The sequence below is a fragment of the Pseudomonas sp. NPDC089396 genome, from assembly GCF_044749545.1.
GTDB lineage: Bacteria > Pseudomonadota > Gammaproteobacteria > Pseudomonadales > Pseudomonadaceae > Aquipseudomonas.
This window is the reverse complement of record NZ_JBIVIC010000004.1, coordinates 67,384-88,027: the sequence shown is the minus strand read 5'-3', so window position 1 is coordinate 88,027 and position 20,644 is coordinate 67,384. Positions and strand designations below refer to the sequence as shown.

The following is a 20,644-nucleotide window of genomic DNA, read 5'->3' as shown; positions in this document are numbered from 1 at the left end:
AACACCTCACTGATGGCCTGGTGCAGTTGCTCGCGGGTCAGCCGGCATCTGCACCTGAATCAATGATTTTTCGCGGTTTCGCGCCGGTCAGACCGCGATACTAGAGCTGAATAGCTTTGGTCTCGACAAACTCGCCCAGCCCCTCCTCCCCCCACTCTCGCCCATTCCCCGACTGCTTATATCCCCCAAACGGCGCCTGGTAGTTGAACGCCCCGCCATTGACGAAGCACTGCCCCGCCCGCATTTGCCGCGCCAGCTGCAACGCCTCGTCCCGGCTCCCGGCCCACACCGCGCTGGACAGCCCGAACGGCGAATCGTTGGCGAGCGCAATCCCCTCGGCCTCATCGGCATAAGGAATCAGGCACAACACCGGCCCGAAGATCTCCTCCTGGGCAATACGCATCCGGTTGTTCACATCAGCGAAAATCGTCGGCGGCACATAGAACCCGCGTTCGAACCCCGGCGCAGTCTCTGCGCCACACAACAGCCGCGCACCCTCCTCCAGCCCGACCCGAATGTATTCCTGCACCGTACGCCGCTGCCCCGCCGAACACATCGGCCCGAGGAAACTGCGCGGGTCCTGCGGGTCGCCCATCACCAGCCCGCGCGCCTCGTCCACGGCAATTTCCAGTGCCTCGGCATAACGCGACGCCGGCAACAACATGCGGGTCAGCGCCGTGCAGGTCTGCCCCGAGTTGATCATCACGTCCTGTACGCCATAGCGCACCGCCGCCTCAAGGTCCGCATCCGCCGTGATCAGCAACGGCGACTTGCCCCCCAGTTCAAGGCACACGCGCTTCACCGACGGCGCCGCCGCCTCGGACACCCGCACACCGGCACCGGTGGAGCCGGTGAACGAGACCATGTCCACCTGCGGATGCCGCGCCAGCGCCTCACCCACCTTCGACCCCGGCCCACTGACCAGGTTGAACACCCCGGCCGGCAGCCCGATGGCCTCGATCATCTCGGCCAGCAAAAACGCATGCAGCGGGGTTTCCTGGCTCGGCTTGACCACCACCGTGCAACCAGCGGCCAAGGCCGGGGCCAGCTTTCCGATCAACTGGTGCAGCGGGTAGTTCCAGGGGTTGATGAACGCACACACGCCCACCGCCTCGCGGTACACCCGCGAGTTGCCAACTTCCCGCACCTCGTCCATCAAGCCGGCCAACTCGATGTACTGCTCGAGTCCGGCAATCGGCCCGTCAACCTGCACCGACCGGCACCACTGCACCGGCATGCCCAACTCGGCGGTGATCACGCTGGCCATCTCGTCGGCACGCGCCTTGAGCTGTTCGACCAGATCACGAATAAATCCGGCCCGCACGCTGGATGAGGTCCGCGACCAGTCGGCGAACGCCCTGCGCGCTGCATCGACCGCCCGGTTCACATCCTCTTCGTTGCCCAGCGGCACTTTGCCCGCGACCGCCTCGCTGGCCGGGTCGATCACCTCGGCCATGCCCTGCCCCACCGGCTGCTGCCAGCGGCCATTGATGAACAAGCGGCTGTATTCACGCATTGCGCTGCGCCTCCATCAGCTCGTTGGCACACAGGGCGATGCGTCGGCAGGCCTCGCGCAGGGGTTCGGCACCGAGCACCAGGCCCAGGCGGATATGCCCGGCCGCACTCGGGCCAAAGGCTTCACCCGCCAGCACCGACACGCCATGCAGATCGAGCAGGCGATTGGAGAAGTCCTGCGCGCTGAGCCCGGTCTCGCGGATATCGACCATCACGAACATCCCGCCATCGGGCTTGAGCGCCCGTACGCCGGGGCAGTCGGCAAGGCTTGCGCACACCAGGTCGCGACGCTCGCGGTAGGCTTCGCGCATGGCTTCCAGCTCCGGCAACTGCAGCTCCAGCGCCGCCACGGCTGCATCCTGGATGAAGTCGGGCGAGCCGTAGAGCATGCACAGCGCCAGGTTTTCCAGGTGCCCGGCCAGCGCCGACGAACCGACCACCCAGCCGACCCGCCAGCCAGTCATGGCATGGGACTTGGACAGGCTGTTCAGCGTCGCCGTGCGCTCGGCCATGCCCGGCAGGCTGGCGGGGCTGATGTGCTCACCGTCGAACAGCAGCTCGCTGTACACCTCGTCGCTGATCAGCCACAAGTCATGGGCGATGCACAGTTCCGCCAGGGCCTCCCAGGTGCTGCGCGGCAGGCTCGCGCCGGAGGGGTTGTGCGGGCTGTTCAGCGCCAGGGCGCGGGTGCGCGGGGTGATGCGCGCCGCGACGTCTTCGGGCTGCACGCGAAAACCGTGCTCCGAACGCACCGGCACCGGCACGACCTTGGCACCGCAGGCGCCGAACACCGCTTCGTAGGTGACATACATCGGCTCGGCGACGATCACCTCATCGCCCGGTTCCAGCACGCACTGCGCCACGCAGAACAGCGCGCACTGCGCCCCGGCCAGCACCGTCACCTGGTCGGCCGTCACCGCCTGGCCGCTGCGTTGCTGGTGACGGCGGGCGATGGCCTCGCGCAGGCGGCGCTTGCCGCGCACATCGGAATAATGGGTGTGGCCGGCCTGCAGGCTGTCCACTGCCGCCTGGACAATGGGCGCGGGGGTGTCGAAGTCCGGGTCGCCGACCGAAAGCAGCAGCACGTCACGGCCCTGTTCGAGCATGGCCAGGGCGCGGTAGTGGATCTCCCAGGCGGCGGCGCCGTCACCGGCGATTCGTTGGGTCAATGAGGAAAAACGCATGGCAAGTATCCTGTTGTGCGGGATGGGCTCAGCGCGCGCAGGCGTGCTTGAGCTCGATCAGGGTCACGCCGTTGCGGGCGAAGCCGCCGCGCAGGTCCCGTTGCAGTTCGTCGAGGCTCTGCGGCTCGGCCACCGTACAGCCGAACGCGCGGGCAAGGCCAGCGAAGTCCGGGTTGCGCGGCAGTACGCCGATGGGCTCGATGTCCAGGTTGAGCATGTCGTCGCGGATCTGGCCGAGTGCGTCGTTGTTCCACAGCAGCACCACCAGCGGGCGGTCCAGTTCCTCGACGGCGGTGGCCAGCTCCTGCGCCGTATAGAGGAAGCCACCGTCACCGACCAGTACCAGGCCCGGGCGGTCGGCACTGCCGAACATCCCGCCAATCCCCGCCGGCAGGCCGTAGCCGAGGGTGCCGTAGCCGGTCGGGTGCAGCCAGCTGCGCGGCGCCCGGCTGTTGAAGACGTAGTTGCCGGTGTAGGCCAGCTGGGTCATGTCGGTGCTGATGAAGGCATTGTCCGGCAGATCTGCGGCGATCCGGGCCAGAATGGACTGGTGGATCGACTGCAAGGGGCCATGGCTCGCCTGCACGGCGCTGCGCAGACGGGCCACCGCAGCACTGGCCTGGGTGGCATCACGGACGCTGTCGGGCAGCTGTTCGAGCAGCGCCGCCACGGTCTGCCGGGCATCGCCGTGCAACGCCACCGCGCAGGGGTAGAAGTCGTTGAACTTGCGCGGGTCGATATCCACCCGCAGCAGCTCGCCGTTCAGTGGCAGGCGCTCGCGCCAGAAGTCGGTGTCGGCCATCTCGGTGCCGACCGCCAGCACCACATCGGCCTCGGCGATCAGCTCCCAGCCCGCTTCCACACACAGGGTGGAACCGGCATTGAGTGGCGAATCCAGCGGCGCCAGCCCTTTGCCGGCCACGCTGGTGAAGAACGGCGCGGCCAGGCGCTTGCTCAACAGCTGCAGCTCGGCACCCGCCTGCAGCGCACCACCGCCGGCGATGATCATCGGGCGCTTGGCTGCCGCCAGCTTGCTGGCGGCCTGTTCCAGGCGCTCGGCATTGGCCGGGCCGCGACCGGGGCGGCGCACCACTTCATTGCTCCAGTCCCGCGCCACCGGCGCCGCCAGCACGTCCAGCGGCACCGAGATATGCACCGGGCGCGGACGCTCGCTGTCGAACACGGCATAGGCACGGGCGATCAGCTCGGGCAAGTCTTCGGCCTTCAGGGCCACGGCCGAGAAGGCAGTGATCGGCGCGGTCATGGCGCGCTGGTCCTGGGTCTCGTGCAGGCAGCCCCAGCCTTTGCCCAGGCTCGCGGTGTGGTTGACGCTGGAGATCACCAGCATCGGAATCGAGTCGGCATAGGCCTGGCCGATAGCCGTGGCCGCGTTGGTCACGCCGGGGCCGGTGATGATGAAGCACACCCCTGGCTTGCCGCTGACCCGGGCATAGCCGTCGGCCATGAAGCCGGCGCCCTGCTCGTGGCGCGTCAGCACGTGGCGAATGCCACTGCCGGGCAGGCCGCGATACAGCTCCAGGGTATGTACACCGGGAATACCGAAGACGGTATCGACCCCGTAGTTGGCCAGCAGGCGCACCAGCGCCTGGCCCCCAGTGAGTGTTGGGTTCGTCATGTTCATGTCCTTACACCTGGCCGAGGCGGATCAAGGCATCGACCGCGGTGGTGCCGGTGGCACCGACCATCAATGGGTTCACATCCAGCTCCAAAAGCTGGCTGGCGTTCTCGCAGGCGTAGTCGGCCACGGCACGGATGGCCGCGACCAGCGCGTCCAGGTCCGCCGCCGGCTTGCCACGAAAGCCTTGCAGCAGCGCCGCGCTGCGCAAGCCGAGCACGGCATTGCGGATGGCGCCGTCAGTGGTCGGCAACAGCAGGCTCTTGCTGTCCTTGAGCAGCTCGACGAGGATGCCGCCCGCGCCAATCACCAGCGCCAGGCCAAAGTCCGGCTCGCGCTTGATGCCGACGATCAGCTCGGCCAGTGGCGCACTGGCCATGGGTTCAAGCAGGACCTGGTCGAAGGGTACCTCTGGCGCGTAGGCAGCAATGCGTGTGCGCATCTGCTCCAGTGCGCGGCCGAGCGCCGCCTCGTCGCCCAGGTTCAGCGCCACGGCACCGGCTTCGGTCTTGTGCGGCAACTGCGCACTGACTGCCTTGAGCACCAGCGGGAAACCGACCTTGCGGGCATCGGCCAGCGCGTTCTGCGGGCTGCTCAACACGCCATTCGGGATGGGCAGGCCGAAGCCGCGCAGGGCCTGTTTCGATTGCCACTCGTTGAGCAGCTGACTGTCACCGGCAAGCGCCTGCGGGCACAGCGGCACCAGCGCCGACTCGCCCAGTGCCAGCAAGGCCTGACGTTTCTGCGCGTAGCGGGCCACCCGGCCCCATGCTGCCAGGCCATCCTCCACCCCTTGCAGCGCCGGTACACCGGCAGCGTGCAAGCGCTCGCGGGCGCTGGCCGGCAGCAGCTCGGGGAAGGCCGAGGTGACGAAGCCGGTCTTGCCGTGGCACTTGAGCGCCGCGCAGTACAGTTCCAGCAGCAGGTCGCATTCCTTGCGCTCGCCGGTGAATTCAGCAGGGTAGTCAAGCACCAGCATCGCGGCGTCGGCGTCGCTGCGCAGGGCACTGTCGAGCATGCGTTGCTTGGCCGGTCCGTCGCCCCAGATCGCCGTGGTGAAGTCCAGCGGGTTGACCAGGTTGGCGTAGGCCGGCAGCACCTGGGCCAGTTCCTCGACCTGGCTAGCGTCGAGTGCCGGCAGGCGTAGCTGATTGCATTCCGAGTAGTCGGCGATCAGCCCCGCATCGCCGCCCGAGCAGGCCAGCGCGATCAGGCTGTCACCCTTGGGCAGGTTGCCGCAGGCGGCGGCCTTGAGTGTTTCGACGAAGCTGACCGGGCCGCTGACGCGGATCACGCCCAGGCGTTCGAACAGGCTGTCGTAGAGGGCGTCGGAGCCGGACAGCGAGCTGGTGTGACTGAGCGCCAGCTCGGCGCCGATCTGCGACACGCCGGTCTTCAGCGCAATGATCGGGATGCCCTTCTCCAGCGCCTTGTGGGCCGCGCGAGCGAAGCCTGGCACGTTCTTCAGGCCTTCCAGGTGCAGGCCGATGGCCGTCACGCGGGGCTCGTCGAGCAGCACGTCCATCAGCTCGGCGATGCCCAGCTGCGCCTGGTTACCGACCGAGGCCATGTAGGCCACCGGCAGCGAACGGTCGCTCATCGACAGGTTGTAGGCGAAGTTGCCGCTCTGGGTCAGCACCGCCACGCCCTTCTCCACCGCCTTGCCGCCATGGGCCACGGGCCACAGGGCGGAACTGTGCAGGTAGTCGAGCAGGCCGTAGCAGTTGGGCCCGAGCAGGGCCATGTCGCCGGCGGCGGCAAGCAGCTGCTGTTGCAGGGCCTGGCCCTCGGCGCCGCTTTCGGCGAAGCCCGAGGCGTAGCAGATCGCCCCGCCCGCGCCTTTGGCGGCGAGTTCGGCGACACAGGTCAGGGTCAGTTCGCGGTTGGTGGCGATGAACACCGCGTCCGGCGCGCAGGGCAGCTCGGCCACGCTGCACACGCAGGGGACGCCGTCGATGCTGTCCTGCTGCGGGTTCACCAGCCACATCTGGCCCTGGTAGCCGCCGTCGGCGCAGCGCTTGAGCGCGCGGGCCATGCTGCGCCCACCGATGAAGGCCAGGTGCCGGGGTGCGAGCAGGCGTTTGAGGTTGTCACGAATGGCTTGCGACATGGCGATTCTCCGGTCCGGTCAGCGCAGCAGTGGGCGCAGCAGTTCGCGGGAGATGATGTGCCGCTGGATCTCCGAGGTGCCTTCCCAGATCCGCTCGATCCGCGCGTTGCGCCAGATGCGCTCGACCGGTCCCTCGTCCATCAGGCCCATGCCCCCGTAAATCTGCACCGCCTCGTCGGCGACCTTGCCGAGCACTTCGCTGGCGAACAGCTTGGCCATGCCGGCTTCACCGTCGGTCATGCTGCCCTGGTCCATTTTCCAGGCGGTGTGCAGGGTCAGCAGTTCGGCGGCGCGGATCTGCGTGGCCATGTCGGCGAGCTTGAACGACACGCCTTGGTAGGTGCCGATCGGCTGGCCGAACTGCTTGCGGTCGGCCGCCCATTGCAGCGACACGTCCAGCGCGCGCTGGGCCTGGCCGACGCAGTTGGCAGCGACCATCACCCGGCCTGCGGTCAGCCAGGCGTTGGCCACGTCCCAGCCTTTGCCGACTTCGCCGAGCACCTTGGCGGCGGGCACCTTGCAATCGTCGAAGAACAGCTCGTAGGTGTGGTAGCCACGGTTGCTCACGCATTTCGGGCCGCGGCGGATGGTCATGCCCGGGGTGCCACGGTCGACCAGGAAGGCGGTCACGGCGTTGCGCTTCTTGCCGTTGTGCTCATAGGTGTCGGTGACGGCGAAGACGATGGCGAAGTCGGCGTGCCCGGCATGGCTGATGAAGTGCTTGCTGCCGTTGATGACGAAGTCGTCGCCTTCGCGCACGGCGCGGGTCTTGATCGAGTTGGCGTCGGAGCCGGCGCCCGGTTCGGTCAGGGCGAAGCAGTCGGTCTTCTCGCCGCGGATGCACGGCAGCAGGTAGTCCTCGACCTGCTGGCCGGTGCAGGCCATGAGGATCTTCGAAGGCCGCGCGACGAACACGTGCAGGGCCCAGGAAACTTTTGACAGCTCGCGTTCGATCAGGGCCTGGGACAAGTAGTCGAGGCCACCGCCCCCCACTTCCTCGGGCATGTTGAACGCGTAGAAGCCGGCAGCGATGGCCTTGCCACGGATCTGCGCGGCAAGCTCCGGGGAGACTTCGTCGGCGCGGTCCACGGCCTCTTCATGGGGCAGCAGCTCCTTGGTGACGAAGCTGCGTACGGCATCCACCAACATTTCTTGTTCTTGGGTCAGTTGGAAATTCATGGCCTGTTCCTGGGTAACCGGGGAATGAGTGAGTGCTTACTTGCCGGTGAAGCGTGGCGCGCGTTTTTCCGTGGCCGCGCGCAGGGCTTCGGCGCCGTCTTCGCTACGCCCGCAGAGCAGGCCGGCAGCGAGTTCTGCGCTGAGCTGCTCGGCAAGCGTGCGCGAGGCGCCGTCGCGGATCAGGCGCTTGGCCTGGGCGAAGGCGAAGGTCGGGCCCTGGGCCAGACGTGCGGCCAGTTCGGCGGTGGCGGTTGGCAGTTGGTCGTCGGCGACCACTTCACCGACCAGGCCGGCCGCCAGGGCGCGCTCGGCGCCCCAGAGTTCGTCGAGGAACAGCAGGCGCTTGGCCTGTTCGCTGCCGATCAGCCGTGGCAGGTGCCAGCTGGCGCCGGCGTCCGGCGAGTAGGCCATGCTGGTGTAGCCGGCCTTGAAGCGCGCCGACTGGGCGGCCAGGCGCAGGTCGCAGCACAGCGACAGGTCCATGCCGGCGCCGACGGCGGTGCCGTTGATGGCGGCGATGGTGGGTTTGTCCAGGCTGTGCAGGCACTGCATCAGGGCGTGGGCGGTTTCGGTCCAGCCGTAGGTTTCCAGGGCGCCACGGGCTTCGGCCTCGGCCCATTCGGCGAGGTCGGCGCCGGCGCAGAAGCTGCGGCCAGTGCCGGTCAGTACCACCACGCGCACGGCCGGGTCGGTGTTGTACGCCTCAAGGGTGGCGTGCAGTTTTTTCAGGGTTGGAATGTCCAGCGCGTTGCGCTGTTCGGGGCGGTTCAGGGTGATCCAGGCGACGCCGGCTTCAACCTGCGTGAGTAGGGACGACGGAGCGGTCATGACGGGCCTCGAATTATTGTGATGGGGGTAAGACCTGAGGCTCATGCTAAACGAGTGTTCAGTAAGGAGGCAATTGGGGGGGAGATTGAGATGTAATAGTCGGAAAAATGTCGTATCTGGTTGATTTATATCGGTTTATTTTAGTTTTCAGGCTTGCATTGGGCGGCGCTGTTACAACTTTGTACAACTGCCCTTGATGGCAGGGCTGCTGCGCAGCCCATCGCCGGCAAGCCGGCTCCCACAGGGGACCGCGCAATGCTTGAGCGCGCGCGGTACCTGTGGGAGCCGGCTTGCCGGCGATGGGCCGCAAAGCGGCCCCAAATCGCTTGTCACGCCACCGGCATATCCGGCTCCATGCCAACCCCCTGGCGCTTGCGTTGCACCACGAAGTACGCCGCATAGCACAGCGCAATGAACCCGAAGCCCCAGTACAACGAAGGCCGCTGGGTCTCATCCATGGCCAGGAACACGAACAGCGAACTGCACAAGGTAATGCACAGCAACGGCACCAGCGGGTACAGCGGCGCCCGGTACTTGAGCTCGCTCAACTGCCCGCCATCGCGCAGGAACTGCTGACGGAACCGGTACTGCGCCAAGGCAATCACGATCCAGGTCACCGTGCCCGACATCCCGCTCACCGCCATCAGCACCATGAACAGGGTGTCTGCGGCGACGAAGCTGGTCATCAGCGAGACCAGCGCAAAGCACAGGGTGATGAACAGGGCGCGCAGCGGCACACCGCGGCTGCTCAGCGGCGACAGGCTCTTGGGCGCCATGCCGGTCTTGGACATCGCCCAGAGGATGCGGGTAGACGCATAGAGGCCGGAGTTGCCCACCGAGAGAATCGCAGTGAGGATCACGAAGTTCATCAGGTCCGCGGCAAAGGGAATCCCGACCATGTCGAACACCTGCACGAACGGGCTTTCCATCAGCCCGGCCTGCTGCCACGGCACAATTGCCGAGAGCACCACGATCGCCAGCACATAGAAGATCAGCACACGGAACACCACGTTGCGCACGGCGCGCGGGATGCTCTTCTCCGGCTGGTCGGTCTCGCCCGCCGCCACGCCCATGATCTCGCAGCCCTGGAAGGCATAGACCACGGTCATCATCACGGCGAACACCGCCGACAAGCCATTGGGGAACAACGATTCGCCGATCAGGTTGCTCATCATCGGTGCCGGCGCCCCGCTGGTCAGCGGGATGGCGCCGAAGATCACCAGCACGCCGACGATGATGAAGCCGAGGATCGCCGCCACCTTGATGCCGGCGAACCAGTATTCCGCCTCACCGAAGGCACGGGTGGCCAGCGCGTTGATGCCGAACAGCACCGCGACGAACAGCGCCGACCAGTACCAGATCGGCACCCCGGGGAACCAGCGTTCCATCAGCATGCCGGCGGCGGTGAACTCCAGGCCCACGGTGGTTGCCCAGCTCATCCAGTACACCCAGCCGATCATGAAGCCCGTGGCCGGGCCGATGAATTTCGTCGCATGGGCCTGGAACGAGCCCGACACCGGCATCTGCACCGACAACTCACCCAGGCAGACCATCACCAGGTACATCAGGAAACCGGCCACCAGGTACGCCAGGATCGCGCCCACCGGCCCGCCCTGGTTGATGGTCACGCCCGAACCCATGAACAGCCCGGTGCCGATCACGCCACCGAGCGAGAGCATGAAGATGTGCCGACTCTTCAATGCCCGTGTGAGGTGGATACCTTCAGCTTTACGGCCTTTCATTATTATTATCTCCAATAAGCGTCGAAGACCGCGTGTGCAGCGGTTGACCCCGATTATTGGAAAGCGATGTAAGCCCCGGTTGATCGTAAAGATCAAAGATGTAAAAAGTCGTAAGTTTTTTGTCGCTCAGGCCGCCAGCAGTTCAGCCAGAGTGTCTTCGGCGCGCTGCAGGTGCTCACGCAGCAAGCCGGCCATGGCCCGCACACCCGGTTTATCACGTTCCAGACCGCGTTCCTCAAGCCGCCGCAAGGTTGCTGCCAGGCCACACAAGCCCATGGAATCGCTGCTACCGGCCAGGCGATGGGCCAGGTGGGTCACCTCTGTGCAGTCACCTGCCTCGACCGCTTCGAGCAAGGGCTGGCGGTGTTGCGCCAGGGCGTCCAGCAACGAGGCCAGCAGGCCCTGCAGCTTCTGCTCGCCCAGCAGCGTGCGGTGCGTGTCGAGCAGCTCGTGGTCAAGCCAGGTGGGCGTTGCCGATTGTTCCTCCAGGCCCTGCCCGGCCAGGGCCTGGCGCAGGTTGGCAAGCTTCAGCGGCTTGCCCAGCACGCCCTGCATGCCGGCTGCAAGGTAGGCACGCACCAGCGCCGGCTGGACGCTGGCCGTCAGCGCCAGGATGCGCGTCTCGCGGTTGGGCGTCTGGCCAGCGCGGACTTGCCGGCACAGCTCCACACCACTGATGCCCGGCAGGTGCACATCCAGCAGCAACAGGTCGAAGCGCCGCTGGGCGCACAGCTCAAGCCCCTGCTCGGCATCCTCGGCCAGCCACACCTTGTGCCCGTCACGCTCCAGCAGCCCGCGCACCACTTCACGGTTCAAGGCCACGTCTTCCACCACCAGAATTTCCAGCGGCGCCGCACTGGGAACCGCACGCGCGAGTGCCTGGGGAACTTGAGCCGTCGCCAGCTCCAGCTCGAACCAGAAGCAACTGCCCTCACCCTCGCGGCTGCGCACGCCGATCTGCCCGCCCATCTGCTCCACCAGGTGCTTGCTGATCGCCAGCCCCAGGCCGGTACCGCCATAGCGCCGCGCGACCGACTCGCTGGCCTGGACGAAACGGCCGAAGATCTTCGGCTGCATCGCCTCGCAGATGCCGATGCCGTCGTCGGTGACACTCAGCCGCAGGTGCTGGCGCCCAGGGGGTGATCGCAGCACCTGCACTTCGACCAGGATCTCGCCGCCCTCGGTGAACTTGATCGCATTGGCCAGCAGGTTGCTGAGCACCTGGCGCAGATACTGCTCGGCGCCGTGCTGGTGTGTGGCCAACTGCGGATCGATGCGACAGAGCACCACGCTGTCATTGGCCAACGCGCGGGGTTCGAGCAGGGTCAGCACCTCGTCGCACAGCTGGCGCAGGGAAAAATCGACGGCCTCGGGGTGGCTTTCGCCCTCTTCGAGGCGGGCGAAGTACAGCACTTCGTTGAGGATGCCGAGCAGCCCCTCGCCAGCCTTGTACAAGGCCTCCAGTCGCTTGCGATCGTCTGCCGCGAGCCCCGCGCCACGCAGCAGTTCGGCCATGCCAAGGATGCCGTTCAGTGGCGTGCGCAGTTCATGGCTCATGGTGGCGAGGAAGCGCGACTTGGCCAGGTTGGCCGCTTCGGCATCATCCTTGGCGCGCATCAGGCTCGCGGTGCGCCGCTCGACCTGCTTCTGCAGCTCGTCGCGCTTGTCCTGCAAGGCCAGGCGGTCGCTTTCGCGACGTTCGATATCGCTGAGGATCGCCCGGCGCATGTCATCCAGCGCCAGCGCCACGCTGTCGATCTCGTCGGTGTGTGGCGAGCGGCGCTTGTTCAGGCGCAGCGGCTCGTGCCACTGCCCGGCACCGATGCGCCGGGCAAAATCCGCCATGACCTGCAAGTGGCGGGTGACCAGGCGGTAGAACAGCCCGGACAACGCCAGCGCCAACCCGCAGAGGAACACACTCATCCACAACAGGCTGGTCAGCCCCGTGGCGAACAGCCGCCGGTGCACCGCGCCCAGGTCGATGCTCACCTCCAGTTCGCCCAGGTGGCGCGAGGGCCCGGAAGGTGGCTGGTAGTCCAGGGGAAAACGCTCGACCCGCAGCGGGCCCTGAGGCGACGGATCCCCTTGCTGCAAGGTGAAGTCGGCGCTGTTCAGACGCACCAGCGCCACATCGGAAAAGTCCACCAACCCGCGCAATTGCACGTTCAGCTGCTCCTGGTTCAGGTCCCAGAGGCTGCGCTCCAGGCTGGCCAGGTAACCCGCACGAATCAACGCCATGCGCGCATCGATCTCGCGCATCTCACGGCGGTACTCGAAATACAGCTGCACACTGCTGGCCAGCACCGTGAAGCACAGGCTGAACAGCAGGATGAACAACAGCAGCCGACGCAGCAGGCCCCCCGGTTGCAGGCGGGTCATGGCTGGCTGACCATGTCGCGGTAGGTGACCTCGCTTTCATGCAGCCAGCGCTCCAGCTCGCCGGCGTCGGTCATCTGCTGCAGCTGCGCGTCGATCTCGCTCATCCGCTCGCTCAGCGGCGAGCGGCGCGACACGGCCACGCGCAGGTAGTCGACGCTCAGTGCCGCCGGCAGCGCGACGATGTCCCGGGCACCGGGCAGGGACTCGACGAACAACTGGCCAGTGCGCCGCTCCTGGATCACGAAGTCGATGCGCCCGCGTATCAGCTTGCCGAAGTTCTGCCCGCTGTCCGACACCCATTCGATGTTCTGGTGCTGCGCCACGAAGCGGTCGAACTCGGGGCCGTAACTTTCGCCGAACAGCAGCCCGCCGCGGTATTGGGCCAGGTCTTCGAGCTTGGCGAACTTGAGCGGGCGCTGGCGGTTGGCGAACACCGCCACCTCCTCGCGCAGCACCGGCACCTGGGAAAAGCGCATGGCCTGGGCACGCTGCTCCGAGGTGTAGGCCAGCACCACATCCACCCGCCCTTCAGCGGCGTCGAGCAGGCAGCGCTGCCAGTTGCCCAGCACCACCATCTCGACCTGATAGCCCAGCCGCCCGAACAGCTCGCGGACCACCGTCGGCGCCAGCCCGCGCGGCTGCTTGCCATCGCTCCAGGAGACAGGGGGGTACACCGGATAATCGCAATAGCGGATGGTTTCTGCGGCCTGCAGCGCTGCGCTGGCCAGCAGCGCCAGCACGCCGAGCAGGTAGTGGCTCACGCGGCCACGCTGGCGGTGAACAGGTAGCCGGCGCCGTGGATGGTGATGATCAGTTCAGGTTCGGCCGGGTCGTCGTGCAACTTGCGCCGCAGGCGGCCGACCAGTACGTCGATGGAGCGGTCGTTGGGCACCCACTCGCGGTTGCGGATCTGGTCCATCAACTGGTCGCGGCTCAGGGTATGGCCGCTGTTACGCAGGAACACACTGAGCAGCTGGAATTCGCCATGGGTCAGCAAGGTTTCGCCGCCTTGCGGATCGATCAGACGGCGGCGGTCGCAGTCCAGCGACCAGTCGCCGAACTGCTTGAGGGTGACGTTGGCAGGCCCGGCCGGCCGAGGCCCCTGGGCGTGGCGCACGCGACGGATCAGGTTCTTCGCGCGGGACACCAGTTCACGGGGGTTGAGCGGTTTGCTCACGTAGTCGTCGGCGCCGCATTCCAAGCCGACGATGCGGTCGATCTCATCGTTGCGCCCGGTGATCAGGATGATCCCCACTTCCGAGCGCACCCGCAGCTCGCGGGTCAAGGTCAGGCCGTCCTTGCCGGGCAGGCGGATGTCCAGCATCACCAGCTCCACCGGCTGTTCGGCCAACAGCGTTTCGGCTTGTTCCGCGGTCGCGGCGCAATGGACGGTATAGCCTTCCTGGGACAGGTAGGCCTGGAGCAAGTCACGAATCAGCGGATCGTCGTCGACGATCAGTACGCGAGAGGTCATTGCGTAGGGTCCTGAAGCGCCCGTAGGCGTGTTTCTTATTAGAGTGCGCCAAGACTAGCGATTGCTGAACGGCCGATCAACAGCCCTCGCGGGTCAGGGTGAAACGTTGCCGACCGCCGGCCTGCAGGCCGTCGACCCAGGCTTCGCAGATCTGCACGCCCTGGGACGGGGTGAAAGTCCCCGGATTCAGGCCCGACTCCAGCCACAGCCCGTCAAGCAGGGCACTGAGGCTGATGGCGGCAAGGTCCGCATCAAAGTGTTCCCAGCCCTCCTCCCGCGCCAGTTCGCTGAGCAGGCTGCGCAGCTCACGGCGGTATTCACCGTAGGAATGGTCGTGCACCTGGTTGATCGCCTCGGCGGTCTTCACCGCGCCCCAGAATGCCAGCCAGGCGTCAAGCAGCTGCGGGTCGAGCAGCTCGGCGCTGAACGAGCCACGGAAGAAGGCCGACAGGCGTTCGCGCGCGTTGGGCGCGACCTGGTCCATGGCCTCGCGCAGCAGTTGCATGACCCGGCCGGTGACGGCCATGTAAGCCTCGGCGACCAGCTCGTCCTTGCCGGAATAGTGGTGGCTGATCAGGCCCACCGAGACACCGGCTTCGGCAGAAATCTTGCGGATCGAGGCGCCCTGGAAGCCATGACGCTTCAGGCAGGCCAGCGTGGCCTCGACCAGATTGGCCTTGCGCAGTTCGGGCAGCATGCGGCTGAAGCGGGCTTCCTGGGTCATCGGTCGTCCTCAAGCGGGGATAGTCCAGTTGAACGACTGTACAGCAAGTCGACTGAAACGCGATACTCCGGCGACACCTGCTTCAGCACCCCTCACAAAAACAACAGAGGCTCCTGATGACCGACCTGATCCAGCACGAACTCGACGAAGGCCTGCTGACCCTGCGCCTGAACCGCCCGGACAAGCTCAATGCCCTGACCAACGCCATGTACACGCGGCTGGCGGAGTTGTTCGAGTCAGCCAACAGCGACCCGCAGGTCGAGGTGATCGTGCTGACTGGCAGCGCCGAGTGCTTTACCGCCGGCAACGACTTGCCGGACTTCCTCGACCAGCCCCCGACCGACCTGCAAAGCCCGGTGTTTCGCATGATGTGGGCGGTGCTGGCGCTGGACAAGCCGCTGATCGCTGCGGTTGCGGGGCCTGCGATCGGCATCGGCACCACCGTGCTGCTGCATTGCGACCAGGTACTGGTGACCCGCGACGCCAAGTTGCGCACGCCGTTCGTGCCGTTGGGCGTGTGCCCGGAGTTTGGCGCGAGCCTGTTGCTGCCGCGGCTGCTGGGGCATGCCCGGGCTGCGCAGTTGTTGCTGTGCAGCCAGTTGATCGACGGCGAGCGGGCGGTGCAGTGGGGCCTGGCGACCGAGCTGTTCGAGGATGGCGCACAGTGCCAGGCCGCCGCCACGAAGCTGGCGCGGCGCCTGCAGCAGTTGCCGGCCGATGCGCTGCGCATCAGCAAGCGCCTGCTCAAGGATGCGCATCGCGAAGAGCTGGCGGCGACGGTGGCCAAGGAAGGGCTGCTGTTCATCGAGCGGCTGAACAGTGATGAGGCGAAGGCTGCACTGGCGGCAATGGCGAAGCGCTAGGCTGCCTGAACCGGCCTATCGCCGGCAAGCCGGCTCCCACAGGTACTGCGCGGGTCTTGAGCTGTGCGGGATTCATGTGGGAGCCGGCTTGCCGGCGATAGGGCCGCCACAGCTCACATTTTCTGCCCCCTGAAACCAATCCTCCCCACACCCTTGCGCCCGCTAGCAAACGCCTCCCTCAACAATAACGATCCAATGACCATCATCGAAGGCGAAGCGTTCGGCCACATGAATGAGCGTCTTGGGTTGGGCAATATCCATTTGGGGGGTGTCCAGCACGGTAATGGTGAATACAGTGAGCCAGTCAGTCCCGGCCTATCAGCTAGCGAGACACGCGCCTAGGGTGATGGCACACAACAACGACACCAGAGAGTTTCCCATGGCCGAAAACGCTTCGCGCACGCCCGATCTGCTGCTGCATGCCGCCGAGCTGATGGCCGAATGTGGCTTTGCCGGCATGAGCATGCGCCAGCTGGCGGCGCGGTGCGGGTTGCAGTCGGGCAGCCTCTATCACCATGTGGCGAGCAAGCAGGACCTGTTGCTGGATGTGCTGCTCGAGGTGCTGGCCCAACGCCTGGCGGCGTGGCACAACGGGTCGTTCAGTCGTGACGTGCCGGGTTACCTGCGGTTTCTGTTGGCCCGTCAGCGCTCGCACCCGCACGAGGATCTGCTGCTGCGCCATGAAGCCCGGCACCTGACGAGCGACCAGTGGCACTGGCTGGACCAGGCGCAGGGACGCCTGCGTGCGCCGCTGCTGACGTTCATCGATCAGGCCCGGCGCGGGACGCCCTTGCGGTGCATCGGCAGGGCTTGCGCCAGCGAGGCGATCTTCGCCCTGGTCGAGACGGCGCACGGCCTGCGCCGGCGCCCTGGGCCGGTGGACGAGGCCGGGATCGAGGCGTGGCTGATACAGGCGAGCACCGCCGTGCTTGGCGCCTGAGTCGATTAGTACGGCGGCAAGATCCCATTTCCCGAGCGGTCTGCCCCGGCCTCATCGCCGGCAAGCCGGCTCCCACAGGGATCGTGCAGGCTTCTGGATATGGCGCAAGACAGTTGTTCCCACAGGTACACCACCAGCTTTGAAAGCCGCGATGGACCTGTGGGTGCCGGCTTGCCGGCGATGAGGCCGGAACAGGCAAAACGGGGCAGTCTTGCAGCGCCAGTTCGGGCCCTATCGCCGGCAAGCCGGCTGCCACAGGAAAAACCACAGCTTTAACCAACGCACATCAAAATCAATGTACCTGGCAACTTGACTGTTAACTTGCCGATACACCTAGCGCCTTGTACTTGGCTTTTGTGTACCGAACATCAGAAAACAGGCAACGCACTAATCTGGCAACTTGCCAGCGTGCCGGGTTTTTCTAGACTTCAACTTGCCAATCTCTGTTAACAGAGACCAATGTCCGCCGCTCCGCACGTTCGACCCCATCGACGTAGTGCAAGCCGCTGTTCGTGGCTGCTGGATCCGGTCCCGCTCCTGTGCCAAGGGCGACCTGATTCAGGTATGCGCCATGGACACAAACAACAATTCAACGAGCAACTATGCCGTCTGGCTGCCCGGCAGCGCATTGATACTCAGCCTGGTGATTTCCACCTTTGCCCTGACCCGAGCACCCTTCCTTGAAACCCGCCCGGAGGGTAGCCAATTCCAGCCGCACATGCCGATCGAGGCACGCCTGTGGCAAGACCCTTTCGATGCACTTGAGCGTTACCGTAAACGTATCAAGGACCTGGGTATCAAACCCGCAATCGCGGCATGCACTGGCGCTCCACCTGGGAAAGCGACTCAGCTCATCGTGGCGTTGGTGGAAGATGGCGCCTATGCCGAAGCTGTCGAGCTTCGCCGCCGGATGCGCTATGCAATTCTGGCAGGCCTGAAGGGCGCTCGCCTGGTCCCCGAGGATGAGCAACATGTCCGCTGCCTGGCCATGACAACTTCGTTGGATCTCGCCAAAGAGCGAAAAGAATCCGAAGTACAAGGTAAGGAAGAAAAGACCGTACCAGCGCAGGTTGAAGCACCCTACGAGGACTTCGTCGCCGACCCACTGGTACCCGCTCCGATCAGCGAGGAAGAACAGCCACCTCCTGCGCGGGTTAGGCTGCTCTGGCTCAAGCAAGATGTGCTCGGGGAGGATCCGCTGGGCCAGTTGAGCAAGCTCAAGATGGCGTTGAGAGAGAGTACGGACAACGACACGCTCAAAGTGATCGGGCCCGCCGATTCACACATGCTGCGCATCATGTACCGCCAAGAGGCCTTCGCACGCTACGGGCTCGGCACTGATGGTAAACCTCCCCCTCCTCCGCCTCCTCCCCCTCTTCCTCCCGCGGGTAGTGGTGAAACTTTCACGCCAGCAGTCATTCCGCCAAACATCGAGATCTATTCGCCTTTGGCCACGGCTGACAGAAAGCTGTTGCTGAGTGACTTCGACAAACACGGCCAGAAGGCAGTCTCCCCGTTCAAGGGCATCCAGCTGATCCGCACCGTCAGCGACGACACCACGATGGCTCGCCTGTTACTCGACGAACTCAAGCTACGCCATGTCGACCCCGCAGCCGGCGCACACTGCACCACCCCGCAAGATGAACGGCAATGCTTTCCCGAGCGGCGCAGCGCGAATCGCATCGCACTGATTTCCGAATGGGACAGTTTCTACAGTCGCGCACTGATCGAAAGTTTCCGCAGCAAAATAGGCGAGCGGCCCTCGATGCCGCCTCTCGACAGCTCCAGGGTCGACCCTTGGGTTCTGCGCTACAGCTACTTGCGCGGTTTGGATGGCCGTCTACCGGAGGACACCATCGCCAAAACTGACCAGAAAACCGAAAAAGACAACCGCACGGTCGACCTCAGCCCACTGGAAAAATCGGACGGCAACTCGCAACTGGATTACCTGCGCCGCCTGGCAGATCACATCATGATGCAGGACCAGGCCTTCCGTGATGCGGGCAACAGCGGCATCGGCGCAATCGGCGTACTGGGCCTGGATACCTATGACAAGCTGCTGGTGCTGCAGGCCCTGAAGAGCCGCATGCCCAACAAACTGTATTTCTCCACCGACCTGGATGCGCGCATGTTGCAGCGTGGGCAAGCCCAGGTGACGCGCAACCTGGTGCTGGCATCGCCATACGGCCTGACCCTGACCCGCGCCTTGCAGCAGGAAATGCCGCCGTTTCGCGACAGCCTGCAAAGCGCGGTATTCGTCTCGGTGCTGGCAGCGCTGGCCCCCGAGCCGTTCGACGCCAAGCGCTGGAAGTTCGATTACTCCAAGGCCGGCATTCTGTCACCGAGCATCTACGAAGTGGGCATCAGCGGCTTCATACCGCTGGAAAGCAGCCTCACCAAGCGACGCGCCACCGATTGCGCACCCATCAGTAATCGCTCGGGTCAGGGCACCTATATCAGGCCCCAGGACATCATGGCCCTGCGCTGCCTGCAGGACCCCTCCCCGCCCATTTATCCAGAGCCTTCCGAAGCATTGAAGCATCGGTTGAATCGCATTCTGTCGCTATTCATGGCAGGACCGCTGGCACTGGTACTGGTGGTCCTCGGGTTGGTGTTGAGCTGGTGGAGCAGCAGTAACCGCGACAAAAGCACGGGGCTGGGCGTATGGGTGCCATCAGCCCTGTATGGCGTGGCAGCGCTGACGGCATGGATCGCCACAAACGCCTGGCGGGTCGAGATGCTGTGGGTAACCTTCGGCCTGATCCTGCTGGGGCTGATCGCAACAGGCCTGAACCGTCGCGCACGGAACAAAGGCAATACCGCCGGTAACTCGGCCGTGGCTAGTGGCCTCTTCGATGCCAATGCCTGGTACGTACTCGTGCCGCTGGTGATCTTCATCCTGGTATTGCTGCGCGGCTATCAAGAGCGCGAAAGCTTGACCGAGCAAGGTCTGGGCGAACCGATGTTCCTGTTCGAAGGCATCAGTGCCTGGCCAACCCTGGCCCTGAGGTTGCTCGCGGTGATCATATCGCTCGCCGCACTGGCCTGGGGTGCGCGCAATCTGCGGCTCAATCATCAGGAGATCGAGCGCGAATACCACCTGCATGTCGTTGAAAGGGTCGGCTTGTGGCAGCAACTGATGAAGTTGACTGACCATGGAAAAATGCGATCGCCGAATAGTCTGGCCAAGGCATTGGGCGAGTGGCTCAATCACGTTTTCCTGCCGCTCTCACCCAACTCCCAGCCCAAGAAGACCCAACCTGGCTCTAACGAAGTCCTGACGTACTGGACCGAACACCGTATCTGCGGCAGTTTCGGTGCTAGGTTGTTGCGCGCGATGCTCGGCTCCTGGATCTTCCTGGTGCTCACAAGCCTGCTGTTCGTGCTGTGGCCCATGGATGGCGACCCCGTGCGCGGCAACCCGCCGCTGCGAGGCTGGAACTGGCTCCCGCCTGTGTTGGCGTTCAACCTGCTGGTGTTCTGGGTAGTCGACGCCAACCGCCTGTTGACCCGCTTCATCCGCCAACTGAGCCAGGAGCACTGGATCTGGCCAAGGGAGTTGCAACGCGAGCAGAAAGCGCTGTTCGGTGACATCTACAACCCGGTGCCCAAGGCCGCTCACCCCAGCATCGACGAATGGTTCGGCCTGACCCTGATCGCCAAACGCACCGCCGCCGTCAGCCGCCTGATCTACGCGCCGACCGTGGTGCTGTTGATCCTGATCGTTTCTCGCAGCAGCTACTTCGACAACTGGCCCACCCCGCCAGGGATGATCATCACCTTCGCACTGACGGGCCTGATCTTGCTCGTTTCGGCGCTTTCGCTGCGCAGGGCTGCCGAGAAAGCGCGGACAGTCGGCCTTCAACGCATCGACCAGTACTTGCTTGAAATAGCGGGCAACGAAACCTTGTCCGCCAAGTTCCGCCTGATTCGCGAACGCATCGTGGCACTCAACACCGGTGCCTTCTCCCGCTATGCCGACGAACCGCTGGTGCGTGCACTGCTGCTGTCACTCACCGGTATCGGCGGGTCGGCGCTGGTCGATGCGTTGAACTACTCGAAGTTCTGAT

Annotated in this window: 14 protein-coding genes; 3 read left to right on the top strand and 11 right to left on the bottom strand. The window is 65.2% G+C overall.

Annotated features, from left to right (window positions below):
• Window positions 1–100: 100 nt before the first annotated feature.
• The 11 genes from ACIPZB_RS08645 to ACIPZB_RS08595 form a co-directional block, all read right to left on the bottom strand.
• Window positions 101–1,516 (bottom strand): aldehyde dehydrogenase family protein, encoded by a 1,416-nt coding sequence (locus ACIPZB_RS08645; RefSeq protein ID WP_400639842.1) that lies wholly within the window; start codon window positions 1,514–1,516, stop codon window positions 101–103.
• Window positions 1,509–2,699, bottom strand: a complete 1,191-nt coding sequence (locus tag ACIPZB_RS08640) for a pyridoxal phosphate-dependent aminotransferase (protein ID WP_400639841.1) — start codon at window positions 2,697–2,699, stop codon at window positions 1,509–1,511. The genes ACIPZB_RS08645 and ACIPZB_RS08640 overlap by 8 nt, the downstream gene beginning before the upstream one ends.
• A gap of 28 nt (window positions 2,700–2,727) precedes the next feature.
• Entirely contained in the window at window positions 2,728–4,335 is a 1,608-nt protein-coding gene (locus tag ACIPZB_RS08635; RefSeq protein ID WP_400639840.1) for a 5-guanidino-2-oxopentanoate decarboxylase, read from the bottom strand.
• Window positions 4,336–4,345: 10 nt separating this feature from the next.
• A complete protein-coding gene (locus ACIPZB_RS08630) occupies window positions 4,346–6,445 on the bottom strand; it encodes an acetate--CoA ligase family protein (RefSeq protein ID WP_400639839.1) in 2,100 nt (699 codons plus the stop codon).
• 18 nt (window positions 6,446–6,463) lie between these two features.
• Window positions 6,464–7,624 (bottom strand): acyl-CoA dehydrogenase family protein, encoded by a 1,161-nt coding sequence (locus ACIPZB_RS08625; RefSeq protein ID WP_400639838.1) that lies wholly within the window; start codon window positions 7,622–7,624, stop codon window positions 6,464–6,466.
• Between the two features lie 36 nt (window positions 7,625–7,660).
• Window positions 7,661–8,452 (bottom strand): enoyl-CoA hydratase/isomerase family protein, encoded by a 792-nt coding sequence (locus tag ACIPZB_RS08620; protein ID WP_400639837.1) that lies wholly within the window; start codon window positions 8,450–8,452, stop codon window positions 7,661–7,663.
• A gap of 329 nt (window positions 8,453–8,781) precedes the next feature.
• Window positions 8,782–10,194: an amino acid permease gene (locus ACIPZB_RS08615; protein ID WP_400639836.1), complete on the bottom strand. Its 1,413-nt coding sequence runs from the start codon at window positions 10,192–10,194 to the stop codon at window positions 8,782–8,784.
• Window positions 10,195–10,320: 126 nt separating this feature from the next.
• Window positions 10,321–12,573, bottom strand: a complete 2,253-nt coding sequence (locus ACIPZB_RS08610; protein WP_400639835.1) for an ATP-binding protein — start codon at window positions 12,571–12,573, stop codon at window positions 10,321–10,323.
• Entirely contained in the window at window positions 12,570–13,334 is a 765-nt protein-coding gene (locus ACIPZB_RS08605; RefSeq protein WP_400639834.1) for a substrate-binding periplasmic protein, read from the bottom strand. Before ACIPZB_RS08605 ends, ACIPZB_RS08610 begins: the two co-directional genes overlap by 4 nt.
• Window positions 13,331–14,047, bottom strand: a complete 717-nt coding sequence (locus ACIPZB_RS08600; protein ID WP_400639833.1) for a response regulator — start codon at window positions 14,045–14,047, stop codon at window positions 13,331–13,333. Before ACIPZB_RS08600 ends, ACIPZB_RS08605 begins: the two co-directional genes overlap by 4 nt.
• A 76-nt stretch (window positions 14,048–14,123) precedes the next feature.
• The gene (locus tag ACIPZB_RS08595; protein ID WP_400639832.1) at window positions 14,124–14,771 is read right to left on the bottom strand and encodes a TetR family transcriptional regulator C-terminal domain-containing protein; all 648 of its coding nucleotides are present in this window, start codon (window positions 14,769–14,771) and stop codon (window positions 14,124–14,126) included.
• A 116-nt stretch (window positions 14,772–14,887) separates the two neighbouring features.
• Between ACIPZB_RS08595 and ACIPZB_RS08590 the strand changes: the two genes are divergently transcribed.
• The 3 genes from ACIPZB_RS08590 to ACIPZB_RS08580 all read left to right on the top strand — a co-directional run bounded on the left by ACIPZB_RS08590 (window position 14,888) and on the right by ACIPZB_RS08580 (window position 20,643).
• On the top strand, window positions 14,888–15,634 hold the full coding sequence (locus ACIPZB_RS08590; RefSeq protein ID WP_400639831.1) for an enoyl-CoA hydratase-related protein: 747 nt from the start codon (window positions 14,888–14,890) through the stop codon (window positions 15,632–15,634).
• A 379-nt stretch (window positions 15,635–16,013) separates the two neighbouring features.
• A complete protein-coding gene (locus tag ACIPZB_RS08585; RefSeq protein WP_400639830.1) occupies window positions 16,014–16,574 on the top strand; it encodes a TetR/AcrR family transcriptional regulator in 561 nt (186 codons plus the stop codon).
• Window positions 16,575–17,145: 571 nt separating this feature from the next.
• On the top strand, window positions 17,146–20,643 hold the full coding sequence (locus tag ACIPZB_RS08580; RefSeq protein WP_400639829.1) for a hypothetical protein: 3,498 nt from the start codon (window positions 17,146–17,148) through the stop codon (window positions 20,641–20,643).
• The last annotated feature ends 1 nt before the right edge of the window (window position 20,644 follow it).